21 protein-coding genes are annotated in these 23,334 nt (G+C 71.3%); 13 read left to right on the forward strand and 8 right to left on the reverse strand.

Annotated elements, in window-relative coordinates; genetic code table 11:
* Positions 1 to 31 precede the first annotated feature (31 nt).
* Positions 32 to 658, forward strand: coding sequence for a DUF305 domain-containing protein (locus SPOPO_RS0113220; protein WP_019875289.1), 627 nt, complete (start codon positions 32 to 34; stop codon positions 656 to 658).
* 40 nt (positions 659 to 698) lie between these two features.
* Here the strand turns inward: SPOPO_RS0113220 and SPOPO_RS29460 are convergent, their stop codons facing one another.
* Positions 699 to 1,250: a hypothetical protein gene (locus SPOPO_RS29460; RefSeq protein WP_156869865.1), complete on the reverse strand. Its 552-nt coding sequence runs from the start codon at positions 1,248 to 1,250 to the stop codon at positions 699 to 701.
* Between the two features lie 281 nt (positions 1,251 to 1,531).
* Between SPOPO_RS29460 and SPOPO_RS0113235 the strand changes: the two genes are divergently transcribed.
* The 3 genes from SPOPO_RS0113235 (at position 1,532) to SPOPO_RS34820 (ending at position 3,043) form a co-directional block, all read left to right on the forward strand.
* Complete coding sequence (locus tag SPOPO_RS0113235; protein ID WP_019875292.1) at positions 1,532 to 1,942, forward strand: hypothetical protein; 411 nt, start codon at positions 1,532 to 1,534, stop codon at positions 1,940 to 1,942.
* A gap of 118 nt (positions 1,943 to 2,060) precedes the next feature.
* Positions 2,061 to 2,789: a Rossmann-fold NAD(P)-binding domain-containing protein gene (locus SPOPO_RS32830; RefSeq protein WP_019875293.1), complete on the forward strand. Its 729-nt coding sequence runs from the start codon at positions 2,061 to 2,063 to the stop codon at positions 2,787 to 2,789.
* Positions 2,786 to 3,043, forward strand: coding sequence for a DUF1918 domain-containing protein (locus SPOPO_RS34820; protein ID WP_281168165.1), 258 nt, complete (start codon positions 2,786 to 2,788; stop codon positions 3,041 to 3,043). The genes SPOPO_RS32830 and SPOPO_RS34820 overlap by 4 nt, the downstream gene beginning before the upstream one ends.
* Before the next feature lie 10 nt (positions 3,044 to 3,053).
* Here the strand turns inward: SPOPO_RS34820 and SPOPO_RS0113250 are convergent, their stop codons facing one another.
* The 5 genes from SPOPO_RS0113250 to SPOPO_RS0113270 all read right to left on the reverse strand — a co-directional run bounded on the left by SPOPO_RS0113250 (position 3,054) and on the right by SPOPO_RS0113270 (position 10,303).
* Positions 3,054 to 4,499 carry an HNH endonuclease signature motif containing protein gene (locus SPOPO_RS0113250; RefSeq protein ID WP_169577196.1) on the reverse strand — a complete coding sequence of 482 codons (1,446 nt, stop codon included), beginning with the start codon at positions 4,497 to 4,499 and terminating at the stop codon, positions 3,054 to 3,056.
* 49 nt (positions 4,500 to 4,548) lie between these two features.
* Positions 4,549 to 5,187, reverse strand: coding sequence for a hypothetical protein (locus SPOPO_RS0113255; protein ID WP_019875296.1), 639 nt, complete (start codon positions 5,185 to 5,187; stop codon positions 4,549 to 4,551).
* Positions 5,188 to 5,190: 3 nt separating this feature from the next.
* A complete protein-coding gene (locus SPOPO_RS0113260; protein WP_156869867.1) occupies positions 5,191 to 7,695 on the reverse strand; it encodes an ABC transporter permease in 2,505 nt (834 codons plus the stop codon).
* Between the two features lie 50 nt (positions 7,696 to 7,745).
* Positions 7,746 to 8,510, reverse strand: coding sequence for an ABC transporter ATP-binding protein (locus SPOPO_RS0113265; protein ID WP_019875299.1), 765 nt, complete (start codon positions 8,508 to 8,510; stop codon positions 7,746 to 7,748).
* A gap of 95 nt (positions 8,511 to 8,605) precedes the next feature.
* The gene (locus SPOPO_RS0113270) at positions 8,606 to 10,303 is read right to left on the reverse strand and encodes a SulP family inorganic anion transporter (protein ID WP_019875301.1); all 1,698 of its coding nucleotides are present in this window, start codon (positions 10,301 to 10,303) and stop codon (positions 8,606 to 8,608) included.
* A 289-nt stretch (positions 10,304 to 10,592) separates the two neighbouring features.
* On the opposite strand from SPOPO_RS0113270, the gene SPOPO_RS0113275 reads away from it, so the two are divergent.
* The gene (locus SPOPO_RS0113275) at positions 10,593 to 11,453 is read left to right on the forward strand and encodes a universal stress protein (protein WP_028984749.1); all 861 of its coding nucleotides are present in this window, start codon (positions 10,593 to 10,595) and stop codon (positions 11,451 to 11,453) included.
* 32 nt (positions 11,454 to 11,485) lie between these two features.
* Here the strand turns inward: SPOPO_RS0113275 and SPOPO_RS0113280 are convergent, their stop codons facing one another.
* On the reverse strand, positions 11,486 to 12,373 hold the full coding sequence (locus SPOPO_RS0113280) for a universal stress protein (protein WP_019875303.1): 888 nt from the start codon (positions 12,371 to 12,373) through the stop codon (positions 11,486 to 11,488).
* A 145-nt stretch (positions 12,374 to 12,518) separates the two neighbouring features.
* On the opposite strand from SPOPO_RS0113280, the gene SPOPO_RS0113285 reads away from it, so the two are divergent.
* From SPOPO_RS0113285 to SPOPO_RS0113320, 8 genes are all read left to right on the forward strand, one after another.
* Positions 12,519 to 13,766: an MFS transporter gene (locus SPOPO_RS0113285; protein WP_019875304.1), complete on the forward strand. Its 1,248-nt coding sequence runs from the start codon at positions 12,519 to 12,521 to the stop codon at positions 13,764 to 13,766.
* Positions 13,763 to 17,461, forward strand: a complete 3,699-nt coding sequence (locus SPOPO_RS0113290; protein ID WP_019875305.1) for a nitrate reductase subunit alpha — start codon at positions 13,763 to 13,765, stop codon at positions 17,459 to 17,461. Before SPOPO_RS0113285 ends, SPOPO_RS0113290 begins: the two co-directional genes overlap by 4 nt.
* Positions 17,461 to 19,128, forward strand: a complete 1,668-nt coding sequence (gene narH, locus SPOPO_RS0113295) for a nitrate reductase subunit beta (RefSeq protein WP_019875306.1) — start codon at positions 17,461 to 17,463, stop codon at positions 19,126 to 19,128. Before SPOPO_RS0113290 ends, narH begins: the two co-directional genes overlap by 1 nt.
* Positions 19,128 to 19,844, forward strand: coding sequence for a nitrate reductase molybdenum cofactor assembly chaperone (gene narJ / locus SPOPO_RS0113300; protein ID WP_019875307.1), 717 nt, complete (start codon positions 19,128 to 19,130; stop codon positions 19,842 to 19,844). The genes narH and narJ overlap by 1 nt, the downstream gene beginning before the upstream one ends.
* Position 19,845: 1 nt before the next feature.
* The gene (gene narI / locus SPOPO_RS0113305) at positions 19,846 to 20,562 is read left to right on the forward strand and encodes a respiratory nitrate reductase subunit gamma (RefSeq protein ID WP_019875308.1); all 717 of its coding nucleotides are present in this window, start codon (positions 19,846 to 19,848) and stop codon (positions 20,560 to 20,562) included.
* Positions 20,563 to 20,593: 31 nt separating this feature from the next.
* Positions 20,594 to 20,926: a cupin domain-containing protein gene (locus SPOPO_RS0113310; protein WP_019875309.1), complete on the forward strand. Its 333-nt coding sequence runs from the start codon at positions 20,594 to 20,596 to the stop codon at positions 20,924 to 20,926.
* 193 nt (positions 20,927 to 21,119) lie between these two features.
* Entirely contained in the window at positions 21,120 to 21,674 is a 555-nt protein-coding gene (locus SPOPO_RS0113315; RefSeq protein WP_019875310.1) for a PAS domain-containing protein, read from the forward strand.
* On the forward strand, positions 21,671 to 22,924 hold the full coding sequence (locus SPOPO_RS0113320) for a methyl-accepting chemotaxis protein (protein ID WP_019875311.1): 1,254 nt from the start codon (positions 21,671 to 21,673) through the stop codon (positions 22,922 to 22,924). The genes SPOPO_RS0113315 and SPOPO_RS0113320 overlap by 4 nt, the downstream gene beginning before the upstream one ends.
* 45 nt (positions 22,925 to 22,969) lie before the next feature.
* Here SPOPO_RS0113320 and SPOPO_RS0113325 read toward each other — a convergent pair whose 3' ends face one another.
* Positions 22,970 to 23,284, reverse strand: coding sequence for a hypothetical protein (locus SPOPO_RS0113325; protein WP_019875312.1), 315 nt, complete (start codon positions 23,282 to 23,284; stop codon positions 22,970 to 22,972).
* Between the last annotated feature and the right edge of the window lie 50 nt (positions 23,285 to 23,334).

Below are 23,334 nucleotides of genomic sequence, written 5' to 3' on the forward strand. Positions count from 1 at the left end.
CAGTCTGGAGTCGTCCGACGAGGAGGACCCCATGACGTACCACCTGACTCTTGCCGTCGGTGCGGGCGCGTTGCTGCTGGCCGCCGTCGCGGTCACAGCGCCCCAGACCGATTCGACGACGAACACTGCCGGCCAGTCGTTGACCGCCACAGCTGCTCCCGGGACGGGTCCCGGCATGATGATGGGCCCCGGTGGGATGACCGCCGGCCACATGCACGTGCAGAGCGAGCGGGATTACCTGGCCGAGATGATTCCGCATCACGAGGAGGCGGTCGCCGCGGCGCTCGAGCTGCACCGTTCCACCCGTCCGGAACTGCGCGCCCTCGGCTCAGCGATCGTGCAGACCCAGTCGGTCGAGATCGAGCGCATGCGGGCCTGGCTACGCGAGTGGTACCCGGGCGCTGCCATGGCCGGTCCGTACCGGCCGATGATGCGCGACCTGTCGGCTCTCTCCGGTGACGCCCTCGACCGAGCCTTTCTCGCCGACATGATCCCGCATCACATGCACGCCGTGATGTCGTCGCAGATGCTTGTCGGCCAGGGCCTCGCCGGACACGACGAGGCCAGGGACTTCGCGGAACAGGTGGCCACCGCCCAGCGGGACGAGATCCTGCAGATGCAGCGCTGGCTGCGCGAGTGGTTCGACGGACGCGCCTAAGTTGAACTCGTCACCGGCCTTGATCCGCTCGACCGGGTGATCAGACGGTTCGGCCCCGGACCGTGCCGGCCAGGACCGCTCCCAGGGCGGCCCCGGCGAGGGCGCCGGTGCCGGCTGCGAGAGGGAGCACGGTGGCCAGCGGCCATGAGGTGTCCGGCGCGGTCGCGCCCGCGAAGATGATCGGCATCGCAACGCCCCAGCCCAACGCGCTGGCCCCGATCCAGCGTCGGCGCTGTTCCGGCAGGGCCGTTGCCTGCGCGGACCCGAGGACCGCGCCCAGGCTCACGCCCAGGACCGCGGCCCCGAGCAGGATCAAACCGATTGGCGGGGTCGTCCCGTCGACGTCGGACGACAACGTCGCGGGGGCGGACGCCGCCGCCCATCCGAGGCCTGCCACGAGCGCTGTGACGCCGAGGAACAGACGCCGCTGGACCATCAGACCAGCTCGGCGGAGGCCGAGCTCCTGGGCCTGCCCGATGGCGAGCGCCTCCACCAGCCCTCCGAGCACGATCAGCCCCAGGGCGGCGGTGACCCCGACACGGTCCCGAGGGAGGGTGTCGGCGCCGTGCGCGGCCAGTGCCGCCGCGGTCATGCCGATGGTCTCCGCGGCCGCACACCGCCAGATCCAGCCTGCGACACGGGCGAGCCCAGGCGGCGTGCTCTCCCTCACGTGGACTCCGTCGCTGACAGCCGGATGATCGGAATTCACGATCTCTCGTTCCGGCGGATCGACGGCAGGGCAGGCCGGCTCTCCGACCGGGGGCCGTTGGGCCCCCGCTAACGGCACCCTCGGGCCCTGCCCCGCCATCGTCCCGGCGCGCCACCCTGGAACTCCACCGGACCAGACACCTGGCACCCACCCCGGAGTCCACCATGAACGCACGGGTCCTGCGCCTCAGCCGCCGGCGCGTCCCGCGGCCACGCGCTGCGATCACGTCGTACCCGCGCGCAGTCGACGCGATGATCAGCGCGCTTCGTGTGGTGCCGTCGTGGACGCCGGTGGCCTCGCTCGTGTCCGGCGCTCGGCGGGGTGCGGTCTACCCGGTGATCGACGCACAGGGTGCCCTGGTCGGCACCGTCGATCTCGTAGAACTGACGACCCGTCCCGAGTCCCACGACCTCCTCGTCGGCGCGGTGTGCCGGCCAGTCGAGGCCCTGTCCGTGCTCGGACCGCAGGATCGCGTGGTTCCCGAGCGCCTGCCGGGACTCGTCATCGCGGACGGCCGACTGGTCGGCATCCTGCCCGGCCTGCCCCTCGCTCGTCCGAGAAGGAACGCCTCCTGACGGTCTCGATCCAATCGGGACGTGTGCTCCCCACACCGGGGCCGTTCGGCCCTGACTCTCGGTGGACCGGCCCGCGACTGTGGAGAGACAGAGAACGCCAGCCCGGAGGAGTGTTCTGATGGCCCTGCTGACCCGCCCGCCACGGGCGTTCGAGGTCGAGGATGTCGACCTCTTCGACCTCGCCGGCACCCTCCGGCTCGACCGCGTCCAGAGCGTCGCGCTCCTGGAGCGGGCCAGTGACCCGCGCCGGACCGCCGCCCCCGACTTCCCCTTCTCCACGCTGCCGTGCGGGGCGACCCCCGTCCTCGAACTTCGGCGCCCGGTGCACCTCCTCGCCGATCTGCTGACGATGGTCGAGCAGGCCCGCCGGCCGCTGAACCGCATCGCGGTCTGTTACGTCGGCGATGGGCAGGCCGACATCGCGCGGTCCCTCTTGCTGGCGGGAACACTGCTCGGCATGGATGTGCGGATCTCGTCGCCGGGACCGATGTGGCCGAGCGAGGAGCTCATCGCCCAGGCGCAGGACCTCGCCGGCGAAAGCGGAGCGCGGCTCCTCGTCACACCCCACCGTGACCACGCCCTGCGCGGGGCCCGGTTCGTCGTCGTCGGGGCCTGGGCCCACGGTGAACTCGTGGCCGGTGACGGCGCCGCGACGGACTATCTGATCACCGAGGACTTTCTGGCCACCTCCGGGTTACGGACGGCCGGCCATTCCCGGGCAACGGGCAGTGTCGACTTCGCGCCGAAGGTGCCCCGCGACCTGCAGGCCGTGCAGTTGGTCAATCGGCGTCGTGTCATGGCCGCGGTGCTCGCGGACTGGACCGGCATCGCGGGCGAGACGTCGTGAAGCGCCGGAAGTCCGGGGCACACGCCCTGCCGCGTTCTCGTCGCCCCGAAGGTCTGGATGCGGGCGTCGGGGATCGTGTGCTCGTTCCCACCGGCGTGCCCGGCCAGGAGCGCGCGGCCGTGGTCGTCGAGGTCCAGAACGGCAATGGGACCCCGCCGTACGTCGTGGTGTGGTCCGACAACGGTCAGCGGGCCCTGCTCTACCCGCCCGGCAACGCCCGGATCGAACGGGTCGCTGTCGGCTCGACATCCTGACGAGCCCGGTTCACTCCCGCGGCGCCGGGCCCGGCGAGGTTGGATCCGGTTCCTCGGGCGGAACCTTGAGGCCGTTGCGGATGAGTTGCCAGTGCGCGTTGCGTCTTGGTTTCTGTTCGGAATCAACCCACGTCGGGGGGATCATTTCTGGGTGGCCGTCGGCGGCCATCCGCACGCCCCAGCCCTTCCCTTGCAACGCGGTCAGTGGTTGCGGTGGGTCTCTGCGCGGTGATGATCGGATCAGATAGTGTTCGTGGGAGCACACCAGGGCCATCTTGTCCACGTCGGTGGGCCCGTCGTCGCGGTCCCACCACTCAATATGGTGCGCTTCACACCACGCCGCCGGACGGGTACAACCCTCGCCGATGCAGCCGATGTCCCGGGCGACCAACGCGGCCCACTGGGCGGGGGTGGCGGTGCGGACCTCGCGGCCCATCGCCAACGGCACCCCGAGGGTGTTGGCCACGATCGGGGTGATCCCCGCGTCGCAGGCGATCCGCTGCACAGTGGCGATGTCCAGATCTTCACCGGTCGCGGTCCTCGCGAACGGGTGCCCGGTGTCCCCGGCCATGGTCTCCACGCTCGCGGTCACGTGCAGGTGCGGGCGCACCCCGTGGGAGGGAGGGAGGTCCCCGAAGCGGAGGAACTGGCGGAACACGTCCCCGAGCGCGTCGTGGCGCCGCTGGGGTGCTGAGCGTTCGTCCCGTTGACCGTTCACGGCGGGTCGCGGGGCGGCGAGGGGGTCGAGGGCGGTCTTGACCAGGGCGGCGACCTCGTCGGTCAGCTCGCCGCGGATGCGGTGCAGCCCGTTGCCCAGATCGGTGATCGTCAGCGACCGCTTCCGCTGCGCGCGGGCCGCGCGCTTGGACTCCGCCGGGGCGTCGCCGGTCGGGTCGTCCGGGTCCGGTGCCGGGGGCTTGCCGTCCTCGTCGATGACCTCTTCGATGTGCTTGCCCATCCGCAGGATCCCGGAGGGGTCGGCACCGCGGGAGTTGGCCAGCAGGAATGCCTCGGCGTTGGCGAGTTCGGTCGCCGAGCCGACGGGTTCGATCTTGCGCAGGCTCCGTGCCACCGCACGGGCCTGGTCGCGATTGAGCTTGCCGTCAGCGAGAGCTTCGACGGTGGCGGTGCCCTTGCGGGAGAGGATGTCGGCGTCCTTGACGCGCTGCCGCGCTTCGGCCGGGTGCAGGTTCAGCTTCTGGCCCAGCCAGACCGCGGTCGAGATCTTCCCGTCGGCCAGAGAAAGCCCGCGGACGTCGGCCTCGCGCACCGCCCGGACACCGAGAGCGGCGACAGCGGAGTCCAACTCGGACTGCGCCCGCACCATGAGCTCGAGATCCGCGTCGGTGAGCGTCCAGACCTCGTCCGCGGTGAGCATCGCCGCCACCTTGCGGACGTCCTCCACCGCACCGGCGATCGTCGCCAGTGCCGGATGCATCCCCACCCCTGCGGACATACCACGATTCTACCCGCGTTCGAACATATGTTCTAGTAGAAGTGCAACCTCATTTGTCCCTACAGTCACTACTTTCTGACGCAGTGGCAGGAAAGCGGTCCTGAGGCGCGGTTGTGTGCCGCGTCATCATCTGCCGTTCGCGATCTGCCAGCGCAAGGCCGGCTGACCACCCCGGCGCACGCGCGCCGGCGGGGGGTCGAATGGCAGCCATCTCGTGGCCGGTAACGGCGAGCAGCCACGCGACGAGGGAGTTGGAGTTCCACATCTCGCCACAGCCGAGATCGTCGCGGCCCCAGGTGAGAGGTGGAACCTGGGGGACCGAGTCCAGCACAGCCGCGGCACGGCGCTCGTCGCGGCTGACCCGGACGATCGCGGTCGCTTCGGCGGCATCGGGGATGCGTCCGTTGCGCCAGCAGCGGACCTCGTAGCGGAACATCCGGAACCGGCCGAGAACCGCGGCGCCCACCGGTCCCACCACGACCGTTCCACGATCTGGGGCGGCGCAGTTCCACACCGGAGCCATCTCGATGACGGTGCGGGTCCCGGCGGCGGTGACGTCGAGGGCTGCGTGATGGATTTCGCCGGGCGGGCGGTGTTCACGGCGTGCCTGGAGGTGCTCGTACACGCGTCCGTTCCACCGGACGACGTGGCCACCCGCTCCCAGGGGCAGCCAGTAGAGGTCGATCATCGGTCAGCGCGCCGCGACGGAGCGGAGGACGTCGAGCCGAGCGGCGCGGCGAGCGGGCGCGAGGCCGGCGACGACGCCGGCGACGATCGCCGCGCCGGCGATGACGGCCATCGAACCCCAGGGAACGTGGAACGTCGTGATCCCCTGGTCAGCCATGGCCCGGGTGAGGGCCCAGCCGAGGAAGACACCGATGCCGAGGCCGAGCAGTGTGCCCTGGAGAGCGACGATGGCCGACTCCCAGTGGATCGCGGTCCGGAGCTGACGGCGAGTCATCCCGACGGCTCGGAGCAACCCGATCTCGTGCACGCGCTCGTGAATCGACAGCGCGAGGGTGTTCGCGATGCCCAGGAGGGCGATCAAGATGGCCAGGCTGAGCAGGGCGTACACGAGCGCCAGCAGTTGATCCATCGGAGCGGTGACGCGGTCGACGTACTCGTCCGCCGTCATCACCTCGACGCCGGGAGTCGTCGCGGTCACGGCCGCGACGGCGGCGCGCAACGACTCGACGGACGTGTCGGCCGACTTCCGCACGAAGATCTGCCAGTCGTACTGATCGGCGAAGTTCGCCTCGTACGCCGGGGTCCCCAGCAGGTACTTCCCGAGTGGGTCGGACTCGCGGTAGATCGTCGCGACGCGGAGAGCGACGTCACCGCTCTGCGCGAAGCGGACCGGCACACGGTCCCCGAGTGCGAGTCCGCGCTCGCGGGCCTCGTCCGCGTGGACCGCGATGGCGTCCGCGCCGAGGTCGGCCGGATCGCCGGCCACCACGCCGGCGTCGAGGATCCGGAACCCGTCGGACGGGTCGATCGCGACGATCTGCGTGGGTCGACGATCGATCTCCGCCGTGCCGACCCGGACTCCGGTGACGGCGTCGGTCCCCGGGAGCGCCCGCAGCTGCGTGGCGACGGCCGGATCCAGTCCGCCGACGAACCCGGCACCGCTGTCCACGACCAGGTCTCCGGTGAACGCATCGCGCACGACGTGGTCGACCGAGGTCTTGGCGGAGGACACGAAGACCGTGATGAACCCGACCAGTCCGACCCCGATCATGAGGGCCGCCGCCGTGGCCGCGGTCCGCCGGGGGTTGCGCATGGCGTTCTCGCGGGCGAGCCCACCGGCGACGCCGCGGATGCGGGCGACCGGCCAGCCGATCGCGCCGCTGAGCGGGCGAGCGAAGGTCGGCCCCAGCACGGTGATGCCGGCGAAGAGGCCGAGGACGCCTGCCCCCACCACCGCCACCCGGTGCGGTGGGTCGTCGTAGAGCCCGGCCAGCAGCGCGGAGATGCCGCCGCCGAGCAGGCCGAGGCCGGCGATCAACCGAGCAACGGGAACGCAGATCGGCGGCGTGTCGATCGTGCGCAGCGCGGCCATGGGCGATACCCGGGAGGCCCGACGCGCCGGCAGCAGCGCCGCGATGACCGTCACCCCGACCCCGACCAGCATCGACACCACGGCAGTGCGAGGCCGGAACAGCAGCGAGCTGGTCGGGATGTCCATGCCGAGCGCGTCGAGCAGCGACCGGAGGCCACCGGCGACGACCACTCCGAGTGCGGTGCCGAGTGCGGCGGCCACGACACCGACGACCAAAGCTTCGACGAGCACCACCGTCAGAACCTGCCGTCGCCGGGCGCCGAGCGCCCGCAACAGCCCGTGCTCGCGCGTCCGCTGCGCGACCGTGATCGTGAAGGTGTTGAAGATCATGAATCCACCGACGAGCAGCGAGACGCCGGCGAACACGAGCATGAACGTGGTGAAGAAGCCGAGCATCTCGTGCATCTGGTCGGTCGTCTCGGCGGTGACCGTCGCGCCGGTGACAGCCTCGACGCCGCTCGGCAGGACCGCAGCGATCCGCGCCGCGAGGTCCTCGGCGCTGACGCCCTCCGCGGCGACCACGGCGACGTCGTCGAACTTCCCGGGTTGGGCGATCAGACGCTGCGCGGTGTCGGAGGCGAAGGCCGCCACCGTGGCCCCGCCCGGGCTGTCCGCGGTGCCGAACTTGACGATGCCGACGACGCGGAACGACTTCGCTCCGCCCTGCACGAGCACGGTCGCGTTGTCCCCGACGGCGAAGCCGGCCTCGCGGGCGCTCTTGGCGTCGATCACGACCTCGTCGTCCACCGCCGGTCCGCGTCCGGCGACCAGGCGGAACGGGTTCAGCTCCGCGGTGCCCGGCCACCCGTACCCCAACGTCGGGGCGCCGTAGGCGGGGTCGCCCATCGCCCGGCCGGACTTGTCGATGAGGCGGGCGTAGCCGAGGATCTCGCCCTCGGCGGCCGCGACGCCGGGCACCGCCGCCACCGTCGCGACGAGGGCTTCGTCCACGCGAGGGCGCTGCGCCCCGAGGTTGTCGGGAGCGTCGAAGGCCGCCTTGCCCCGGACGACGACGTCGGTGTTCGCGTACACGCCGGCGAACAGGTCCTCGAAGGTACGGGTGACGGTGTCGGTGAAGACCAGGGTGCCCGACATCAGCGCGACGCCGAGCAGCACCGCGAGTGCCGTCGCGGCCACGCGAAGTTTGTGTGCGAGCAGGTTCCGCACGGCGGTCAGTCCCACGGCGCTCAGGCCTGGAACTGCTGCATGCGGGCGAGAACGCGCTCGCTCGTGGGGTCGGTCATCTCGTCGACGACGCGGCCGTCGGCCAGGAAGAGGATGCGGTCGGCCCGGGCGGCCGCGTTGGGGTCGTGGGTGACCATCACGACGGTCTGGCCCATCTCGTCGACCGCGCGTCGGAGGAAGTCGAGCACCTCGGTGCCCGCACGGGAATCGAGGTTGCCGGTCGGTTCGTCGGCGAAGACGATGTCGGGCCGGGTGATCAGGGCCCGGCCGATCGCGACCCGCTGCTGCTGGCCGCCGGAGAGCTCTCCCGGCCGGTGGGTCAGGCGGTCACGGAGACCGAGCGTGTCCACCACGGTGTCGAGCCACGCCGGGTCGGCCTTCCGGCCGGCGAGCCGGAGCGGGAGCGTCAGGTTCTCCAGCGCGGTCAGGGTGGGGATCAGATTGAACTCCTGGAAGACGAACCCGATCCGGTCGCGGCGCAGCATCGTGAGCGCGTCGTCCTTCAAGGACTGCAGATCCACCTCGCCGATGAAGGCGTGACCCGAGGTCAGCTCGTCCAGTCCGGCTACACAGTGCAGCAGCGTCGACTTGCCCGATCCGGACGGCCCCATGATCGCGGTGAAGCGACCGCGCTCGAACCGCACGGTCACGTCGTCCAGCGCCCGCACGGCGACGGCTCCTTGGCCGTACCGGCGGGTCGCGCCGACGGTCTCTGCCGCGGCCGGTGCGGGAGCGTCGTTCTCGGGCGTGGACGAGGGAGCGGGCACTGCGGAACGGTTCCGGACGCGGTGCAACGCGGGTGACAGCGGATTCATGACTCCCACCGTCGGGCCTGCGAGGGGCGCGACGGCAGGGCCGGGCGTCACCGGACAGGGGTGTCTGAGGTCCCCTCGTCCACCCGAAAGGCCGCCACTGCGGTCGGAAGCGTCGGGAACAGGTGCTCGGCGCCGATGCGGTCGGTGAGGCCGGCGGCGTCGAGGTCGCGGCGGAGGTCCTGCTTGACCTGCGCCATGGCGAGAACGACGCCCTGGGCCGAAAGTTCGGTGTGCAGGCGGGCGAGCACTTCCGCGGCGGTGACGTCGATCTCGACCATCGCCTCCACGTTCAGCACGACCCAGCGGGGTGGTGGCTCGGTGCCGCGCAGAGCAGCGAGCAGGCGCCGGTGGAAGTTCTCGGCGTTGGCGAAGAACAGCGGTGAGTCGTAGCGGTACACGAGCAGGCCGGGCACGAGCTCGGCGTCGGGGTAGTCGTCGACGTCGTGCATACCGGCCAGGTTGGGGACGAACCCCTGAATCGCGTCGTGGGGCCGCGCCACGCGCCGCAGCAGGTCGGCGAGCGACAGCACAACGGCGGCGAGGATCCCGTCGCGCACACCGAGGGTGAGCACGGCCCCGGTCGTCGCCAGGGCGAGCAGGAGTTCGCTGCGCCGGAAGCGGTTGAGGTAGCGGAACTCCGCGATCTCGACGAGCCGCACTGCGGCGTAGAGCACGAGCGCGCCGAGCGCCGCGACCGGGAAGTCCGCCAGCACGTCGCGGAGGAGGACCAGGGTCAGGATCACCGTGGCCGCGGCCGCGAGGGAATGGAACTGGGTGCGGCTGCCGACGGCGTCGCCGAGCGCGGTGCGGCTCCCGCTGGAACTGACGGGGAACCCGCCGGCCGTGGCTGCGCCGAGGTTCGCGGCGCCGAGGGCGGCAAGCTCGCGGCCGCCGTCGATCGTCTGGTTGCGGCGGCTGGCGAATGCTCGCGCGGTCAGGACGTTGTCGGTGAATCCGACGACCGCGAGTCCGATGGCGGGAGCGATCAGGAGCCGGATGTCGTCACTCTCGACCAGGCCGAGGTCCGGTGACGCCGGCGAACCCGGGAGCGAGCCGACCACGGCGATCCCGTTGCGGTCCAGGTCGAAGAGCGCGACGACGGCGGTCGCGCCGAGGACGGCCACGAGCGCTCCCGGCACCTGAGGGCGCCACCGCTGCAGCGCCAGCATCAGGACGAGGACCGCGGCAGCGAGCGCCAACGTCGGGACATGCAGTTGGTCCCGGTTGCCCCACAGGCTGTCCAGTTGCTCGGCGATGGACTCGCCCTCGACTGTCACGCGCGTGACGTTCTTGAGCTGCCCCACCGTCATGAGAACTGCGACTCCGGCGAGGTACCCGACCAGGACGGGCTTGGACAGCAGGTCGGCCAGGGCACCGAGCCGCGCGGCGGAGGCGATCAGGCAGATGGTGCCGACCATCGCGGCGAGCAGGACGGCGAGGGCGGCGTACCGGTCGGGCGAGCCGGCCGCAAGCGGGCCCAGGGCCGCCGCGGTCATCAGGGCGGTGGTGGACTCCGGGCCGACCGAGAGCTGAGGCGAGCTGCCGAGCACGGCATAGACGGTGAGGGCGGCGACCGCGGCCCACAGCCCGGCCGCGGGCGGGAGCCCCGCGACCTGGGCGTAGGCCATGACCTGGGGTATCAGGTACGCCGCGACCGTCACGCCGGCGGGAACGTCGTGCCGGAGATCGGCGCGCGTGTAGCCGCGCCACCACGGTGGCGCGACCCTCTCGACGCGGCGGAACATGGACGTGCCTCCGTGCTTCGCCGCAGACGGGCGTGGATCTCGGTGGAAGGGTCGCGGATGCCTGCCCAGTGTGGCCGTGACCGTCCGCTGCGCGGCAGTGCCGGTCGGCGGGTCACGCCGTGACCAATGACCCGAACGATCCGGGCGGAGTGGACCTGCCCGCGGGGTGCCCCGGCGCGGGACTCTCGGTGTGCTCAGCACTTCTTTCCCGCGGCCCCCGGGGATCGCGATGAGCGACCGCGTTCCGCACGACGTACGTGCGGATCCGACCGATGACGGAGGAACACCGATGAGCCTGTCCACATCACCGCGCGTGGTCGTCGGTTACGACGGCACACCGACGGCGCGCGCCGCGCTGACGGTGGCCGTCGGTGAAGCCGTGCGACGGGGTCGGACGCTGCTGATCGTCCACGCGGAGGAGGAGGGCTGGGACCTCGTCCGCGCCGGCCAGGAGGGCCGGGACCCGCTCGCCGAGGCAGTCGAACTTGTCGGGTCCGCACTCCCGCACGGACGGGTGACGGTGCTCGACCGTCTCGGGCCGGCCGCGTCCGTGCTGTGCGAGCAGGCCGAGAACGCCGAGCTGCTCGTGGTCGGTCGTGGGAACGTCGGCCTGCTGGCGCGCGTCGCGGGCTCGGTCGCCCTCGAGGTGGCCACCCACGCCCCTTGTCCCGTGCTGGTGGTCGGCGAAAGCGGCTCCGCTGCCCCGATCGACGGCCCGGTCGTCGCCGGCGTGGACCGCGACCACGCCGAGGAGGTGCTCGAGGCTGCCTTCCGCGAGGCGTCGCTGCGTGAGGCCCCGCTCCTGGTCGTGCACAGCTGGAGCAGCCTGCACTGGCTGGGCCCGGACGGCCTCATGACCTTCGATGCCGACGAGGAACTGGTGCGGGAGCACCATCTCGACTGGCTCCACGAGCTGGTCGACCGGTTCGCCGAGAAGCATCCCGGCGTCGAGGCCGTCCAGGCCCCGCGCGAGGGCCGCGCGGCCGAGGTGCTCATCGCGGCCAGTGGGGGAGCCGGCCTCATCGTCGTCGGCACCCGCGGACGTGGTCCGGTCGCCGGGCTGCTGCTCGGTTCGGTCGGGCAGAAGCTCATCCGGCACGCCCGGTGTCCGGTGATGGTCGTGCGCGCCCCGGATCCGAACCGGCCGTGAATCCGGTCGGCGCAGCTCCGACGACCCCGTGCCTACTCGGGAATGGGTACGACGAGGACGGGTCGGTGGGCGTGGTGGGCGGTGGCCATCGCGACGCTGCCGAGGAGGATCTCGCTGACCGCCGAGCGACCTCGCGATCCGACGACCAGGACGCTCGCCCGGTGGTCACGGGCGCTGGCCGTGAGTTCGGCGGCGACGCCGCGGGCGAGGACCGACCGGCGGCGCACCCGGCGCTCGCGGGTCAGATCGCGCCCCGGGACGTCAGCCTTCTCCAGGTCGAGCGGCTCGTCCTCGGCTCCGACCGCCGTGCAGATCAAGTCGCGGTCCGGGAACAGGGCGGCCGCTCCCGACAGGGCGGCGGCCGCGCCGGCCGAGCCGTCCCAACCGACGACGACGGGACCCGCGGCGAGGGCTTCGTACTCGGCGATCATCAACGGATAGGGCACGACCAGGACCGGGCTCGTGCTGTGGTGAACGACCGCGTCCGAGACGCTGCCGAGGGCGGCGCGGGTGCCGCTCAGACCGCGGGACCCGATCACGATCAGGTCCGCGTCGACCTCCTTCCCGACCGCCGCCAGTGCCAGACCTTCCGCGCTGAAGGTTCGTCGGGCCAGGACGTCGGCCGCCCAGCCCGCGGCCTGCGCCACCGCCGCTCCGGTCCGGGCGTCGCGTTCGGCCTGATGCCCGCCCTCGCGTTCGATCGCCGCGGTGAGTTCGGCCAGGTTGGCGGACTCACGGCTCAGGCGCTGCCGGGCACCGGTGTCGGTGAAGGGCATCGCCCAGAAGTGACAGATCAGGGCGTGGGCACGCGGCAGCACCGCGGTCGCGACGTCGATCGCGGCGTTCGCCCCCAACGACCCGTCGTAGCCGACCAGCACCCGGGTCCCTGCTCCGGCCGGCCAGACGAACCCCTCGCTCACTGCTGCCTCCCCGCGATCCGGTGGTCCTCATGCAATCACCCTTTCCCAGGGAACTTGCTGAGAGTGTCCAGCTTGCCGACGCGCGTGTTGGGGTACGTGCGTCGGGAGCCGGAACGGGCCAAGGTGGGACGCGGAGGCGAGGGCGATGACGCAGCTGAGCGCGGCAGCAGCGGACACCGACCGACGAGGTTCGCCGGCGTTGATGCTGACGCTGGCGACGGTCGGGTTCGCGGTGAACTTCTGGGCGTGGGCTCTGATCAGCCCCCTGGGGCCGGCGTGGCGTGACTCGGGGGCGCTCGGCGATCTGAGCGAGTCCGACGTGGCGCTGCTGGTCGCGGTGCCGGTCATCGTCGGGTCGTTGGGGCGCATCGTCGTGGGCGCGCTCACCGACGTCCACGGCGGGCGGGTGATGTTCCCGCTGGTCTCGGCGCTGACGATCGTCCCCGTCCTGTTCCTCGCGTTCTTCGCCCTGGACTCCTACGCGCTCGTGCTGGTCGGAGGTTTCTTCCTCGGCATCGGGGGGACGGTCTTCGCGGTGGGGGTGCCGTTCGTCAACGCCTGGTTCCCGCCCGAACGACGAGGCCTGGCGATCGGGATCTTCGGGGCCGGCATGGGCGGCACCGCCATCTCGGCGCTGACCACGGTCAAGCTCACCGACAACGTCGGGGAGCGGGCGCCGTTCCTTCTCACCGCGGCCGCGCTGGCGGTGTACGCGATCGTCGCCTGGCTGATCCTGCGCGACGCGCCGGGCCGGACGGCACCCACCACTTCCCTGGTGACGCGCGTCGTGTCCAACGCGAAGCTGCCCATCACCTGGCAGGCGTGTGCTCTCTACGCGGTGGCGTTCGGCGGGTACGTGGCCTTCTCCGTGTACCTGCCGGCTTATCTGAAGACGGCTCACGATCTCACCGCCGCGGACGCCGCGAACCGCATGGCGGGCTTCGTCGTCATTGCGGTCGTGATGCGCCCGGCCGGGGGATGGCTCTCGGACCGCCTCGGGGCCGTTCCGGTGCTGACCGGGGTGTTCGCGATCGTGACGGTCTGCGCCGCGATCGCGGCCGGCAACCCGCCGCTCGCGGGCCTCGGCACGGTCGTCTTCCTCGCGATGGCGGCGGCCCTCGGTGCCGGCAGTGGTGCTGTGTTTGCCCTGATCGCGCAGGCGACCGAGCCGAGTCGGGTCGGAGGCGTGACCGGTCTCGTCGGCGCGGCCGGTGGGCTCGGCGGGTTCGCGCCGCCGCTGCTCATGGGCTACGTCTACGGCCGCACCGATTCCTACGCGATCGGTCTCGGTCTCCTCGCCGCCACGTCGGCGGTGATGCTGCTGCTCACCCTGACCGTCGTCCGCCACACCGCGGCGACGAGGACCGCAACGCCCACGGAGGTGAGCGCGTGAAGCGCGTCGACGAGCCCGGGTTGGACGGGGCACTGGCCGATCTGCTGGTCGGCAGCCGCCGGTTCTTCACCAAAGGAACCGTGTCGGCGGACCGGCGGACGCTGAGCAAGCGCGGCGGCCGGGCCGCCGACGACTTCTACCGGGACCGGTGGAGCCACGACAAGGTCGTGCGCTCGACCCACGGCGTGAACTGCACCGGTTCCTGCTCCTGGAAGGTGTACGTCAAGGACGGCATCATCACGTGGGAGACCCAGCAGACTGACTATCCGTCAGCGGGTGCGGACCGTCCCGAGTACGAGCCCCGTGGCTGTCCGCGAGGCGCGGCCTTCTCCTGGTACACCTACTCGCCCACGCGCATCCGCTATCCCTACGTCCGCGGCACGTTGCTTCAGATGTACCGGGAGGCGAAGTCTCGACTCGGCGACCCGGTGCTGGCCTGGGCCGAGATCGCCGACGATCCCGAGCGCGCCCGCGCGTACAAGTCGGCCCGCGGCAAGGGCGGCATGGTCCGCGTGTCCTGGGACGAGGCCACCGAGATCGTGGCGGCCGCGTACGTGCACACGATCCGCCGCTGGGGTCCGGACCGGGTCGCCGGATTCTCGCCGATTCCCGCGATGTCGATGGTCTCGCACGCCTCCGGCGCGCGGTTCACCTCGCTGATCGGCGGGGCGATGCTCTCCTTCTACGACTGGTACGCCGACCTTCCCGTCGCCTCGCCCCAGGTGTTCGGCGATCAGACCGACGTGCCCGAATCCGGCGACTGGTGGGATGCCGGCTACCTCGTGATGTGGGGCTCGAACGTCCCGGTCACACGGACGCCCGACGCGCACTGGATGGCCGAGGCGCGGTACCGCGGGCAGAAGGTGGTCGTCGTCGCGCCCGACTACGCCGACAACGTCAAGTTCGCCGACGAGTGGCTCGCACCCGCGCCGGGCACCGACGGCGCGCTGGCGATGGCCATGGGCCACGTGATCCTCCGGGAGTTCTTCGTCGACCGGGCGGTGCCGTACTTCGCGGACTACACGCGCCGGTTCACTGACCTGCCGCACCTGGTCCGGCTCGAACCGGCCCCCGGCGGCGGGTACCGCCCGACCAAGTTCCTCACGGCGGCCGACCTGCCTGAGCACGCGGGCACCGAGAACGCCGCCTTCAAGACCGTGGTCGTCGACGAGGTCACCGGGGCCCCCGCGGTACCGACCGGGTCGCTGGGCTTCCGCTTCGGCCCGGAGGGCGCGGGCCGCTGGAACCTCGAGCTGGGCGACCTGCAACCACGGCTCTCGCTGCTGGAGGACGGGGCGGAGGCGGTCGAGGTCCGGTTGCCGCGCTTCGACACCGGGGCGCCGGGCGACCTGGTCCGAGGAGTACCGGTGCGCCGGGTCGGCGACCACCTCGTGACCACGGTGTTCGACCTGATGCTCGCGCAGTACGGGGTGAGCCGGACCGTCGCCGGGCAGGCGCTGCCCGGGACGTGGCCGGCCGGGTACGACGACCCGCAGCCGTACACCCCGGCCTGGCAGGAGGCGATCACCGGTGTGCCGGCGGTCGCCGCGGCTCGCATCGCCCGCGAGTTCGCCCGCAACGCCGAAGAGTCGCGCGGCCGGTCGATGATCCTCATGGGGGCCGGCACCAACCACTGGTTCCACTCGGACACGATCTACCGCGGATTCCTGGCCCTCACGACGCTGACGGGGTGTCAGGGTGTCAACGGCGGCGGGTGGGCGCATTACGTCGGGCAGGAGAAATGCCGGCCGGTCACTGGCTGGGCGCACCTCGCGTTCGCGACGGACTGGGTCCGACCGCCGCGCCAGATGATCCAGACCGCCTACTGGTACCTCCACACCGACCAGTTCCGCTACGACCAGGTGGACGCCGGGACGCTGAGCGCCGCCTCCGGGCCGGGAGGGTTCGCGAACCGCAGCACGGCGGACCTCATCGCGCTCAGCGCGCGGATGGGATGGATGCCCTCGCACCCGACGTTCAACCGCAACCCGCTCGACCTGGCCGACGAGGTGCGGGCCAGCGGGCGACCAGTGGGGGAGTACGTCGTCGACCAGTTGCGCTCCGGCGCGCTGCGGTTCGCCTGCGAGGACCCGGACGCACCGGAGAACTTCCCGCGCGTCCTCGCGGTGTGGCGTGCGAACCTCCTGGGTTCTTCCGCGAAGGGGAACGAGTACTTCCTGCGCCACCTGCTGGGGGCGGACAGCTCGCTGCGCGCCACGGAGGCGGCGCCGGACCGGCGGCCCCGCGAGATCGAGTGGCACGACACGGCGCCCAGCGGCAAGCTCGACCTGCTGCTCTCGCTGGACTTCCGGCAGACCAGCACGACGCTGTTCTCCGACGTGGTGCTGCCGGCCGCCACCTGGTACGAGAAGCACGACCTGAACACGACGGACATGCATCCGTACATCCATTCCTTCAACCCGGCCATCGCCCCGCCGTGGCAGACCCGCACCGACTGGGACGCCTGGCAGACGATCGCCACGCGGTTCAGCGAGCTGGCGCGCGACCACCTGGGCACCCGCACGGACGTGGTCGCGGCTCCGCTCCTGCACGACACCCCGGACGCGATGGCCAACCCGCACGGCGTGGTACGGGACTGGAAGGCCGGGGACTGCGAGCCCGAGCCTGGGCGCACGATGCCGAAGCTGGTGACGGTCGAGCGGGACTACGGGGCCGTCGGTGACCAGATGCGTGCCCTCGGCCCGCTCCTCGACACCCTGGGTACGACGACGAAGGGCATCACGTACGACGTCGGTACGGCGGTCGAGTACCTACGGTCGAAGAACGGTGCGATCCGGGGCGGCCCGGCCGCCGGCCGCCCGTCGCTGCAGCGTGACGTCCACGCGTGCGAGGCGATCCTCGCGCTGTCCGGCACGACGAACGGCCACCTCGCCACCCAGGGCTTTCGGACCCTCGAGCAACGCACCGGAACCCGGTTGCACGACCTCGCGGCCGAGCACGAGGGCAAGCAGATCACCTTCGCCGACACCCAGGCGGCGCCGGTGCCGGTCATCACCTCGCCCGAGTGGTCGGGGTCGGAGACCGGCGGCCGCCGGTACTCACCGTTCACGATCAACGTCGAACGCAGCAAACCGTGGCACACCCTGACGGGACGTCAGCACTTCTTCCTCGACCACGACTGGATGACCGAGCTCGGGGAGAACCTGCCCGTGTACCGGCCGCCGCTGGACATGGGCGCGGTCTTCGGGGAACCGGCGATCGGGACGGTCGGGGAGCTCGGGGTGACCGTGCGCTACCTGACCCCGCACAACAAGTGGTCGATCCACTCCGAGTACCAGGACAACCTGTTCATGCTCTCCCTCTCCCGCGGCGGGCAGACGATCTGGATGTCCGACCGGGACGCGGCCAAGGTCGGCATCGCGGACAACGACTGGATCGAGGCGGTCAACCGCAACGGCGTCGTGGTCGCGCGGGCGATCGTGTCCCACCGGATGCCGGAGGGCACGGTGTACATGCACCACGCGCAGGACCGGCTCATCGACGTCCCGCTCGCCGAGACGTCCGGTCGGCGCGGTGGCATCCACAACTCGCTCACCCGGCTGCTGATCAAGCCCAGCCACCTCATCGGCGGCTACGCCCAGCTGTCGTTCGCGTTCAACTACCTCGGGCCGACGGGCAACCAACGCGACGAGGTCACGGTGATCCGGAAGCGCTCGCAGGAGGTGCGGTACTGATGCGCGTGATGGCCCAGATGGCCATGGTGATGAACCTCGACAAGTGCATCGGGTGCCACACCTGTTCGGTGACCTGCAAGCAGGCGTGGACGAACCGGACCGGCACCGAGTACGTCTGGTTCAACAACGTCGAGACCCGGCCGGGGCAGGGATACCCGCGCCGGTACGAGGACCAGGAGGAGTGGAAGGGCGGCTGGACGCTGAACAAGCGCGGTCGCCTGGCGCTCAAGGGCGGCGGCCGGTTGAAGAAGCTCGCGACGATCTTCTCCAACCCGAAGATGCCGTCGATCGACGACTACTACGAGCCCTGGACCTACGACTACGCGACGCTCACGGACGCGCCGGCCCAGGAGCACACCCCGGTCGCGCAGCCGCAGTCGCTGTTGTCCGGCCGGCCGATGAAGGTCGAGTGGTCGGCGAACTGGGACGACAACCTCGGCGGCTCCGCAGCGACGGCCACGTCGGACCCGGTCCTGGCCCGGATCTCCGAGCAGGTCCGGATGGAGTTCGAGTCGACGTTCATGTTCTACCTGCCGCGCATCTGCGAGCACTGCCTCAACCCGTCCTGCGCGGCGTCCTGTCCGAGTGGCGCGATCTACAAGCGCAGCGAGGACGGCATCGTCCTCGTCGACCAGGACCGGTGCCGCGGCTGGCGGATGTGCGTCTCCGGGTGCCCGTACAAGAAGGTGTACTTCAACCACCGCACCGGCAAGGCCGAGAAGTGCACGTTCTGCTTCCCGCGCGTCGAGGTCGGACTGCCGACGGTGTGCTCGGAGACCTGTGTCGGCCGGTTGCGGTACATCGGCCTGGTCCTCTACGACGCGGACCGGGTGCTGGAGGCGGCGACGACGCCGGACGAGCACGGTCTCTACGAGGCGCAGCGCTCGATCTTCCTCGACCCCGACGACCCGGCCGTGGCGCGCGAGGCCGAGCGGGCCGGGATCCCCCGGGACTGGATCGAGGCGGCCCGCCGCTCGCCGGTGTACGCGCTGATCTCCCGCTACCGCGTCGCGCTCCCGCTGCACCCGGAGTACCGCACGATGCCGATGGTCTGGTACATCCCGCCACTGTCGCCGGTCGTCGACGTCGTGCGCGAGACGGGCACCGACGCGGAGCGTGCGGAGAATCTCTTCGCCGCCATCGATGCGCTGCGCATCCCGATCGGCTACCTCGCCGAGCTGTTCACGGCCGGCGATCCTGCCCCGGTCGACGCGGTGCTGCGTAAGCTCGCCGCGATGCGCTCGTACATGCGCGACATCAACCTCGGGCGCGAGCCGAACGCCGAGATCCCCGCCGCGGTCGGCATGGGCGAGGAGGAGATGTACGACATGTTCCGCCTCCTCGCGCTGGCGAAGTACGACGAGCGCTACGTCATCCCACCGGCGCACGCCGAGCAGGCGCACGCGCTGGAGGAGCTGGCGACCGACTGTTCGCTGGACTACGACGGCGGGCCCGGGATGGGCGGCTCCGGCCCGTTCGGCGAGGGGTCCGGCGCCGTGGCTCCGATCGCCGTGGAGAACTTCCACATGCTGCGGCAGCGGCAGCAGGGCGACACGCTCGTGGAGCCGGGTGACAAACCGAGACGGGTGAACCTGCTCAACTGGGACGGCAAGGGAGCGCCCGACGGCCTGTTCCCCCCGCGGAACGGCGACGGGGCCGAGAAATGATGAGGACACTGCTGCGCCGCCGGACCGCGATCGGCGACCTGACCGACGATCAGCGACGGATCACCTGGCAGGCGGCCTCGCTCCTGCTGGACTACCCCGACGACGACCTGGTCTCTCGGTTGGACCTGGTGCACCGCGGTTCCGACGCCCTGCCGTCGGTGCTCGCCGAACCGCTGCGTCGCACGGTCGCCGAGCTGGCCTCGGCGCCGTTGTCGGAGCTGCAGGCCGAGTACGTCGAGACCTTCGACCGCCGTCGGCAGCATGCGTTGTTCCTCACCTACTTCACGCACGGGGACACGCGCCGGCGGGGGATGGCGCTGCTGCGGTTCGCCGAGGCCTACGCGGCGTCCGGATACGTGCTCACGGCGGCCGAGCTGCCGGACCACCTCTGCGTCGTGCTCGAGTACGGCGCCACCGTCGACGCCGCCGTGGCCCATCGGCTCCTCTGCGACCACCGGGCGGGGCTGGAGGTGCTGCGCCGTGCCCTGGTCGGGGAAGGTGCCCGCTGGGCGGGTGCCCTCGAAGCGGTGTGCGCCACCCTCCCGGCGCTGGCCGGGGACGAGGCCGCGGCGGTGGAGGCGCTGATCGCGGCGGGTCCGCCGGAGGAGGAGGTCGGACTCACGCCCTACGGCACGCCCGGGTTCGACGTCGGCCCGGCGGTGCCGGCGCCGGCCGCGCCCGTCGACCTGCCCATGCCCGGGCTGCGGAGGGGGTGACGTGGACGAGTTCCTCTGGGTCGTGGTGCCGTACGTCTGTCTCACGACGTTCGTCGTCGGCCACTACTGGCGGTACCGCTACGACAAGTTCGGCTGGACCACCCGGTCCTCGCAGCTCTACGAGGACCGGTTGCTGCGGTGGGGAAGCCCGCTGTTCCACATCGGGATCCTGGCCGTCTTCCTCGGCCACGTGATGGGTCTCGGCGTGCCGAAGTCGTGGACCGAGGAGGTGGGGATCTCCGAGGACCTGTACCACTTCCTCGCGGTGTCCGTCGGCGCGATCGCCGGCGCCGGGACGCTGATCGGTATGGCGATCCTGATCTATCGCCGTCGCACGGTCGGGCCCGTCTTCTCCGCGACGACGGTGATGGACAAGGTGATGTACCTGGTCCTGGGGACCGTCATCGTGCTCGGGCTCGCCAATACCGTCGGAGCGAACATCATCGACCACTACGACTACCGCGAGGGCGTCTCGGTCTGGTTCCGCGGCATCTTCCGTTTCGACACCCACCCCGAGCTGATGGCGGAGGCCCCGCTGGGCTTCCAGCTGCACGGTCTGGCCGCGATGCTGCTGTTCGCGCTCTGGCCGTTCACCCGGCTCGTGCACGTGTTCAGTGCCCCCGTGGGTTACCTGACCCGCCCCTACATCGTCTACCGCAGCCGCGACGAGCAACTCGGCTCCCACCGTCCGCGTCGCGGATGGGAGCGTGTGGGGTGACCAACCGTTCCGACCACTCCGGAGGACGTTCATGCAGAGCCAGTCGCTGACCGAGATCGCTGCGCAGCAGCTCGCGGCCGCCCGCACCGCCGCGAGTGGGCGCGCGGCCCACACCGTCTACGGCGGCCGCGCCCACGACCTCCGCCAGACGCTGATCGCCATCGCGGCGGGCAAGGCGCTCGGCGAGCACGAGGCACCCGGGGAGGCAACCCTGCAGGTCCTGCAGGGAACGGTGCAGATGCACGCCGGGGACGAGACGTGGACCGGTCACGCCGGCGACCACCTGCCGATCCCGCCGGTCCGTCACGACCTCGTGGCCGAGACCGACGCCGTCGTCCTGTTGACGGTCGCGACCCGCGCCTGAGGTCAGGCCGCCCCGGCGACGGACTCGACCGCGCGGCGGACCTCGTCGAGGCGGTCCCACTCCGCCGGGGGCCGATCGTCGGGGATCGTTCGGGACCTTCGTCACCGGCCCCGCGAAGATCGCCGGGCGGGCTCACGTCCGGCGCCGGACGGCCGATCAGGACGGTGGAAACCCACCGGAACGAGGGGACTCGATGCGCGCCACCACCATCCGGCCGACCGGTCAGGAACGCACGTTCGACGAGGACGAGATCATCGTCAGCAAGACTGACCCCAAGGGTCGGATTCTGTACGTCAATGACGTCTTCCTGCGGGTCTCGGCCTTCGCGGAGGACGAGTTGATCGGGCAGCCGCACAACATCATTCGGCACCCGGACATGCCGCGGTCGGTGTTCCGGCTCCTGTGGGAGACCCTCGGGTCCGGTCACGAGCTCTTCGCCTACATCGTCAACCTGGCGGGCGACGGCGCGCACTACTGGGTGCTCGCGCACGTCACGCCGACCTTCGACAGCCGCGGACAGATCGTCGGGTTCCACTCGAACCGGCGCACCGCCGCGCGGAGCGCGCTGGCACAGGTCGAGCCCGTGTACGCCGAGCTGCTGCGCGAGGAGCGCCGGCACACGAACGCGTCCGAGGCCGCCGCGGCGGGCGCGCGCCTGTTCGCCGACAAGCTGGCCGAGCAGGGCCTGAGCTACGACGAATGGGTCTGGTCCCTCGACACCGAGCGCCTGACGGGAGCCGCCCGATGAGCACCACCACGGACACGATCACGAGCGCTGCGCTGCCGACGCAGTCCGGGCCCGCCGAAGCGCCCGACCGTCTCGCGGAGCTGGAGGCCGAGCTCGCGCAGTACCGCAATGCGGTGCGCGCCGTCGCCGACGTCTGCCGCGCGGCCGCGACCGGTGACCTGGAGCCGCGCGTCGGGAACCTCGGCGAGCAGGACGACCTGGTGACGGTTCGTCAGGCCCTGAACCACATGCTCGACCTGACCGACGCCTTCGTCCGTGAGGCGGGTGCCTCGCTGGAGTACGCCTCGGACAAGCGCTTCTTCCGGCGCTTCCTCGTCCGCGGCATGCAGGGCTCGTTCCGGGCCGGCGCCGAGACGATCAACCGGGCCACGTCCGAGATGGCAGGCGCCGAGGAGCGCATCGCCGCCGCCGAGGCCCAGCGCCGGCAGATCGCCACCGACTTCGAGACCGCGATCCTCGGCGTGGCCGAGTCCGTCGCGGCGGCCTCCGCGGAGCTCGAGTCCACCGCCCGCGGCCTGGCCGGGGCGGCGGAGTCCACCGCGACCCGCGCCGACCGCGTCGCCGCCGGCTCCGTCGAGGCCTCGCAGGCCGTCACGTCGGTCGCCGCGGGTGTCGAGGAGATGGTCGCGACCGTCGGCGAGATCGAGAAGCAGGCCAACCGCTCCAAGGCCGCCAGCGACGTCGCCGTCGCCGACGCCGAGCGGGCGGACGAGACCGTGCGCAGCCTCGCCCTCGCGTCGCGCGAGATCGAGACCGTCGTGTCCGTCATCAACCACGTCGCCAGCCAGACGCGGCTGCTGGCCCTGAACGCCACCATCGAGGCGGCGCGCGCCGGCGAGGCGGGCAAGGGCTTCGCGGTCGTCGCGAACGAGGTCAAGGAACTCGCGGCCCGCACCGGCGAGGCGACGAGCCAGATCGCCGCGCAGGTCGAGCAGATCCAGGCGACGACCGAGCGCACCGTCACCGCGATCGACGGCATCACCAACGCGATGCGCGACATGGGCTCCAGCGTCGCCGCGATCGCCGGCGCCGTCGGTGAGCAGGAGCAGGCCACGGCGGAGATCAGCCGCAACACCCAGGCCGCGGCCGCGGTGACGGAGACCCTGTCGGTCGACGTGACCGAGATCACGACCAGCACGCGCGAGACCAGCGTCGCCTGCACCGACCTCACCACCGCGGCGCTGGAGCTCTCGAAGCTCTCGTCGACGCTGCGCGCGGAGATCGACCGGTTCCTCGCTCAACTCGCCTGAGGACCGGGGACCTGGCCCGGGCGGGGGGAACCCGGGCCAGGTCGCTCAGCCGGCGGCCGCGGAGACGAACTCCACGAGGTTGCGGGGCACGCCGAGGACCATGTCGTGGTTCTCGTGGTGGAGGCGGACACCGCGGGGGTCCCAGGAGACCTCCCAGCCGTGGGTGTCGACGAGGTAGGTGACCGAGGCGATCACGGCCCGCGCGGCTTCGTCGGCGTTGCGCGGCTCCATGTTGGTCTCCCAGGCGATCTGGCGGGTGAGTGCCGCGGCGTCCAGCTTCGCCATCTGCTCCAGGCGTTCGTCGATCTCGAGGGCGACCGGGGAGAGCAGCAGGTCCGTCGGGTCGTGTGGCTTCAACATGGCGAATCCCTTTCGCTGATGTCGTTCTCTGATGTCGTGACTCGATCCTG

The sequence above is a fragment of the Sporichthya polymorpha DSM 43042 genome, from assembly GCF_000384115.1.
Taxonomy (GTDB): domain Bacteria; phylum Actinomycetota; class Actinomycetes; order Sporichthyales; family Sporichthyaceae; genus Sporichthya; species Sporichthya polymorpha.

What these genes read in the sequence shown, in the direction of transcription:
- SPOPO_RS0113220 (WP_019875289.1), top strand. Translation starts at nt 32, where the DNA reads ATGACGTACCACCTGACTCTTGCCGTCGGTGCGGGCGCGTTGCTGCTG.
- SPOPO_RS29460 (WP_156869865.1), bottom strand. Translation starts at nt 1,250, where the DNA reads ATGACCGCGGCGGCACTGGCCGCGCACGGCGCCGACACCCTCCCTCGG.
- SPOPO_RS0113235 (WP_019875292.1), top strand. Translation starts at nt 1,532, where the DNA reads ATGAACGCACGGGTCCTGCGCCTCAGCCGCCGGCGCGTCCCGCGGCCA.
- SPOPO_RS32830 (WP_019875293.1), top strand. Translation starts at nt 2,061, where the DNA reads ATGGCCCTGCTGACCCGCCCGCCACGGGCGTTCGAGGTCGAGGATGTC.
- SPOPO_RS0113250 (WP_169577196.1), bottom strand. Translation starts at nt 4,499, where the DNA reads ATGTCCGCAGGGGTGGGGATGCATCCGGCACTGGCGACGATCGCCGGT.
- SPOPO_RS0113255 (WP_019875296.1), bottom strand. Translation starts at nt 5,187, where the DNA reads ATGATCGACCTCTACTGGCTGCCCCTGGGAGCGGGTGGCCACGTCGTC.
- SPOPO_RS0113270 (WP_019875301.1), bottom strand. Translation starts at nt 10,303, where the DNA reads ATGTTCCGCCGCGTCGAGAGGGTCGCGCCACCGTGGTGGCGCGGCTAC.
- SPOPO_RS0113275 (WP_028984749.1), top strand. Translation starts at nt 10,593, where the DNA reads ATGAGCCTGTCCACATCACCGCGCGTGGTCGTCGGTTACGACGGCACA.
- SPOPO_RS0113285 (WP_019875304.1), top strand. Translation starts at nt 12,519, where the DNA reads ATGACGCAGCTGAGCGCGGCAGCAGCGGACACCGACCGACGAGGTTCG.
- narH (WP_019875306.1), top strand. Translation starts at nt 17,461, where the DNA reads ATGCGCGTGATGGCCCAGATGGCCATGGTGATGAACCTCGACAAGTGC.
- narJ (WP_019875307.1), top strand. Translation starts at nt 19,128, where the DNA reads ATGAGGACACTGCTGCGCCGCCGGACCGCGATCGGCGACCTGACCGAC.
- SPOPO_RS0113310 (WP_019875309.1), top strand. Translation starts at nt 20,594, where the DNA reads ATGCAGAGCCAGTCGCTGACCGAGATCGCTGCGCAGCAGCTCGCGGCC.
- SPOPO_RS0113315 (WP_019875310.1), top strand. Translation starts at nt 21,120, where the DNA reads ATGCGCGCCACCACCATCCGGCCGACCGGTCAGGAACGCACGTTCGAC.
- SPOPO_RS0113320 (WP_019875311.1), top strand. Translation starts at nt 21,671, where the DNA reads ATGAGCACCACCACGGACACGATCACGAGCGCTGCGCTGCCGACGCAG.
- SPOPO_RS0113325 (WP_019875312.1), bottom strand. Translation starts at nt 23,284, where the DNA reads ATGTTGAAGCCACACGACCCGACGGACCTGCTGCTCTCCCCGGTCGCC.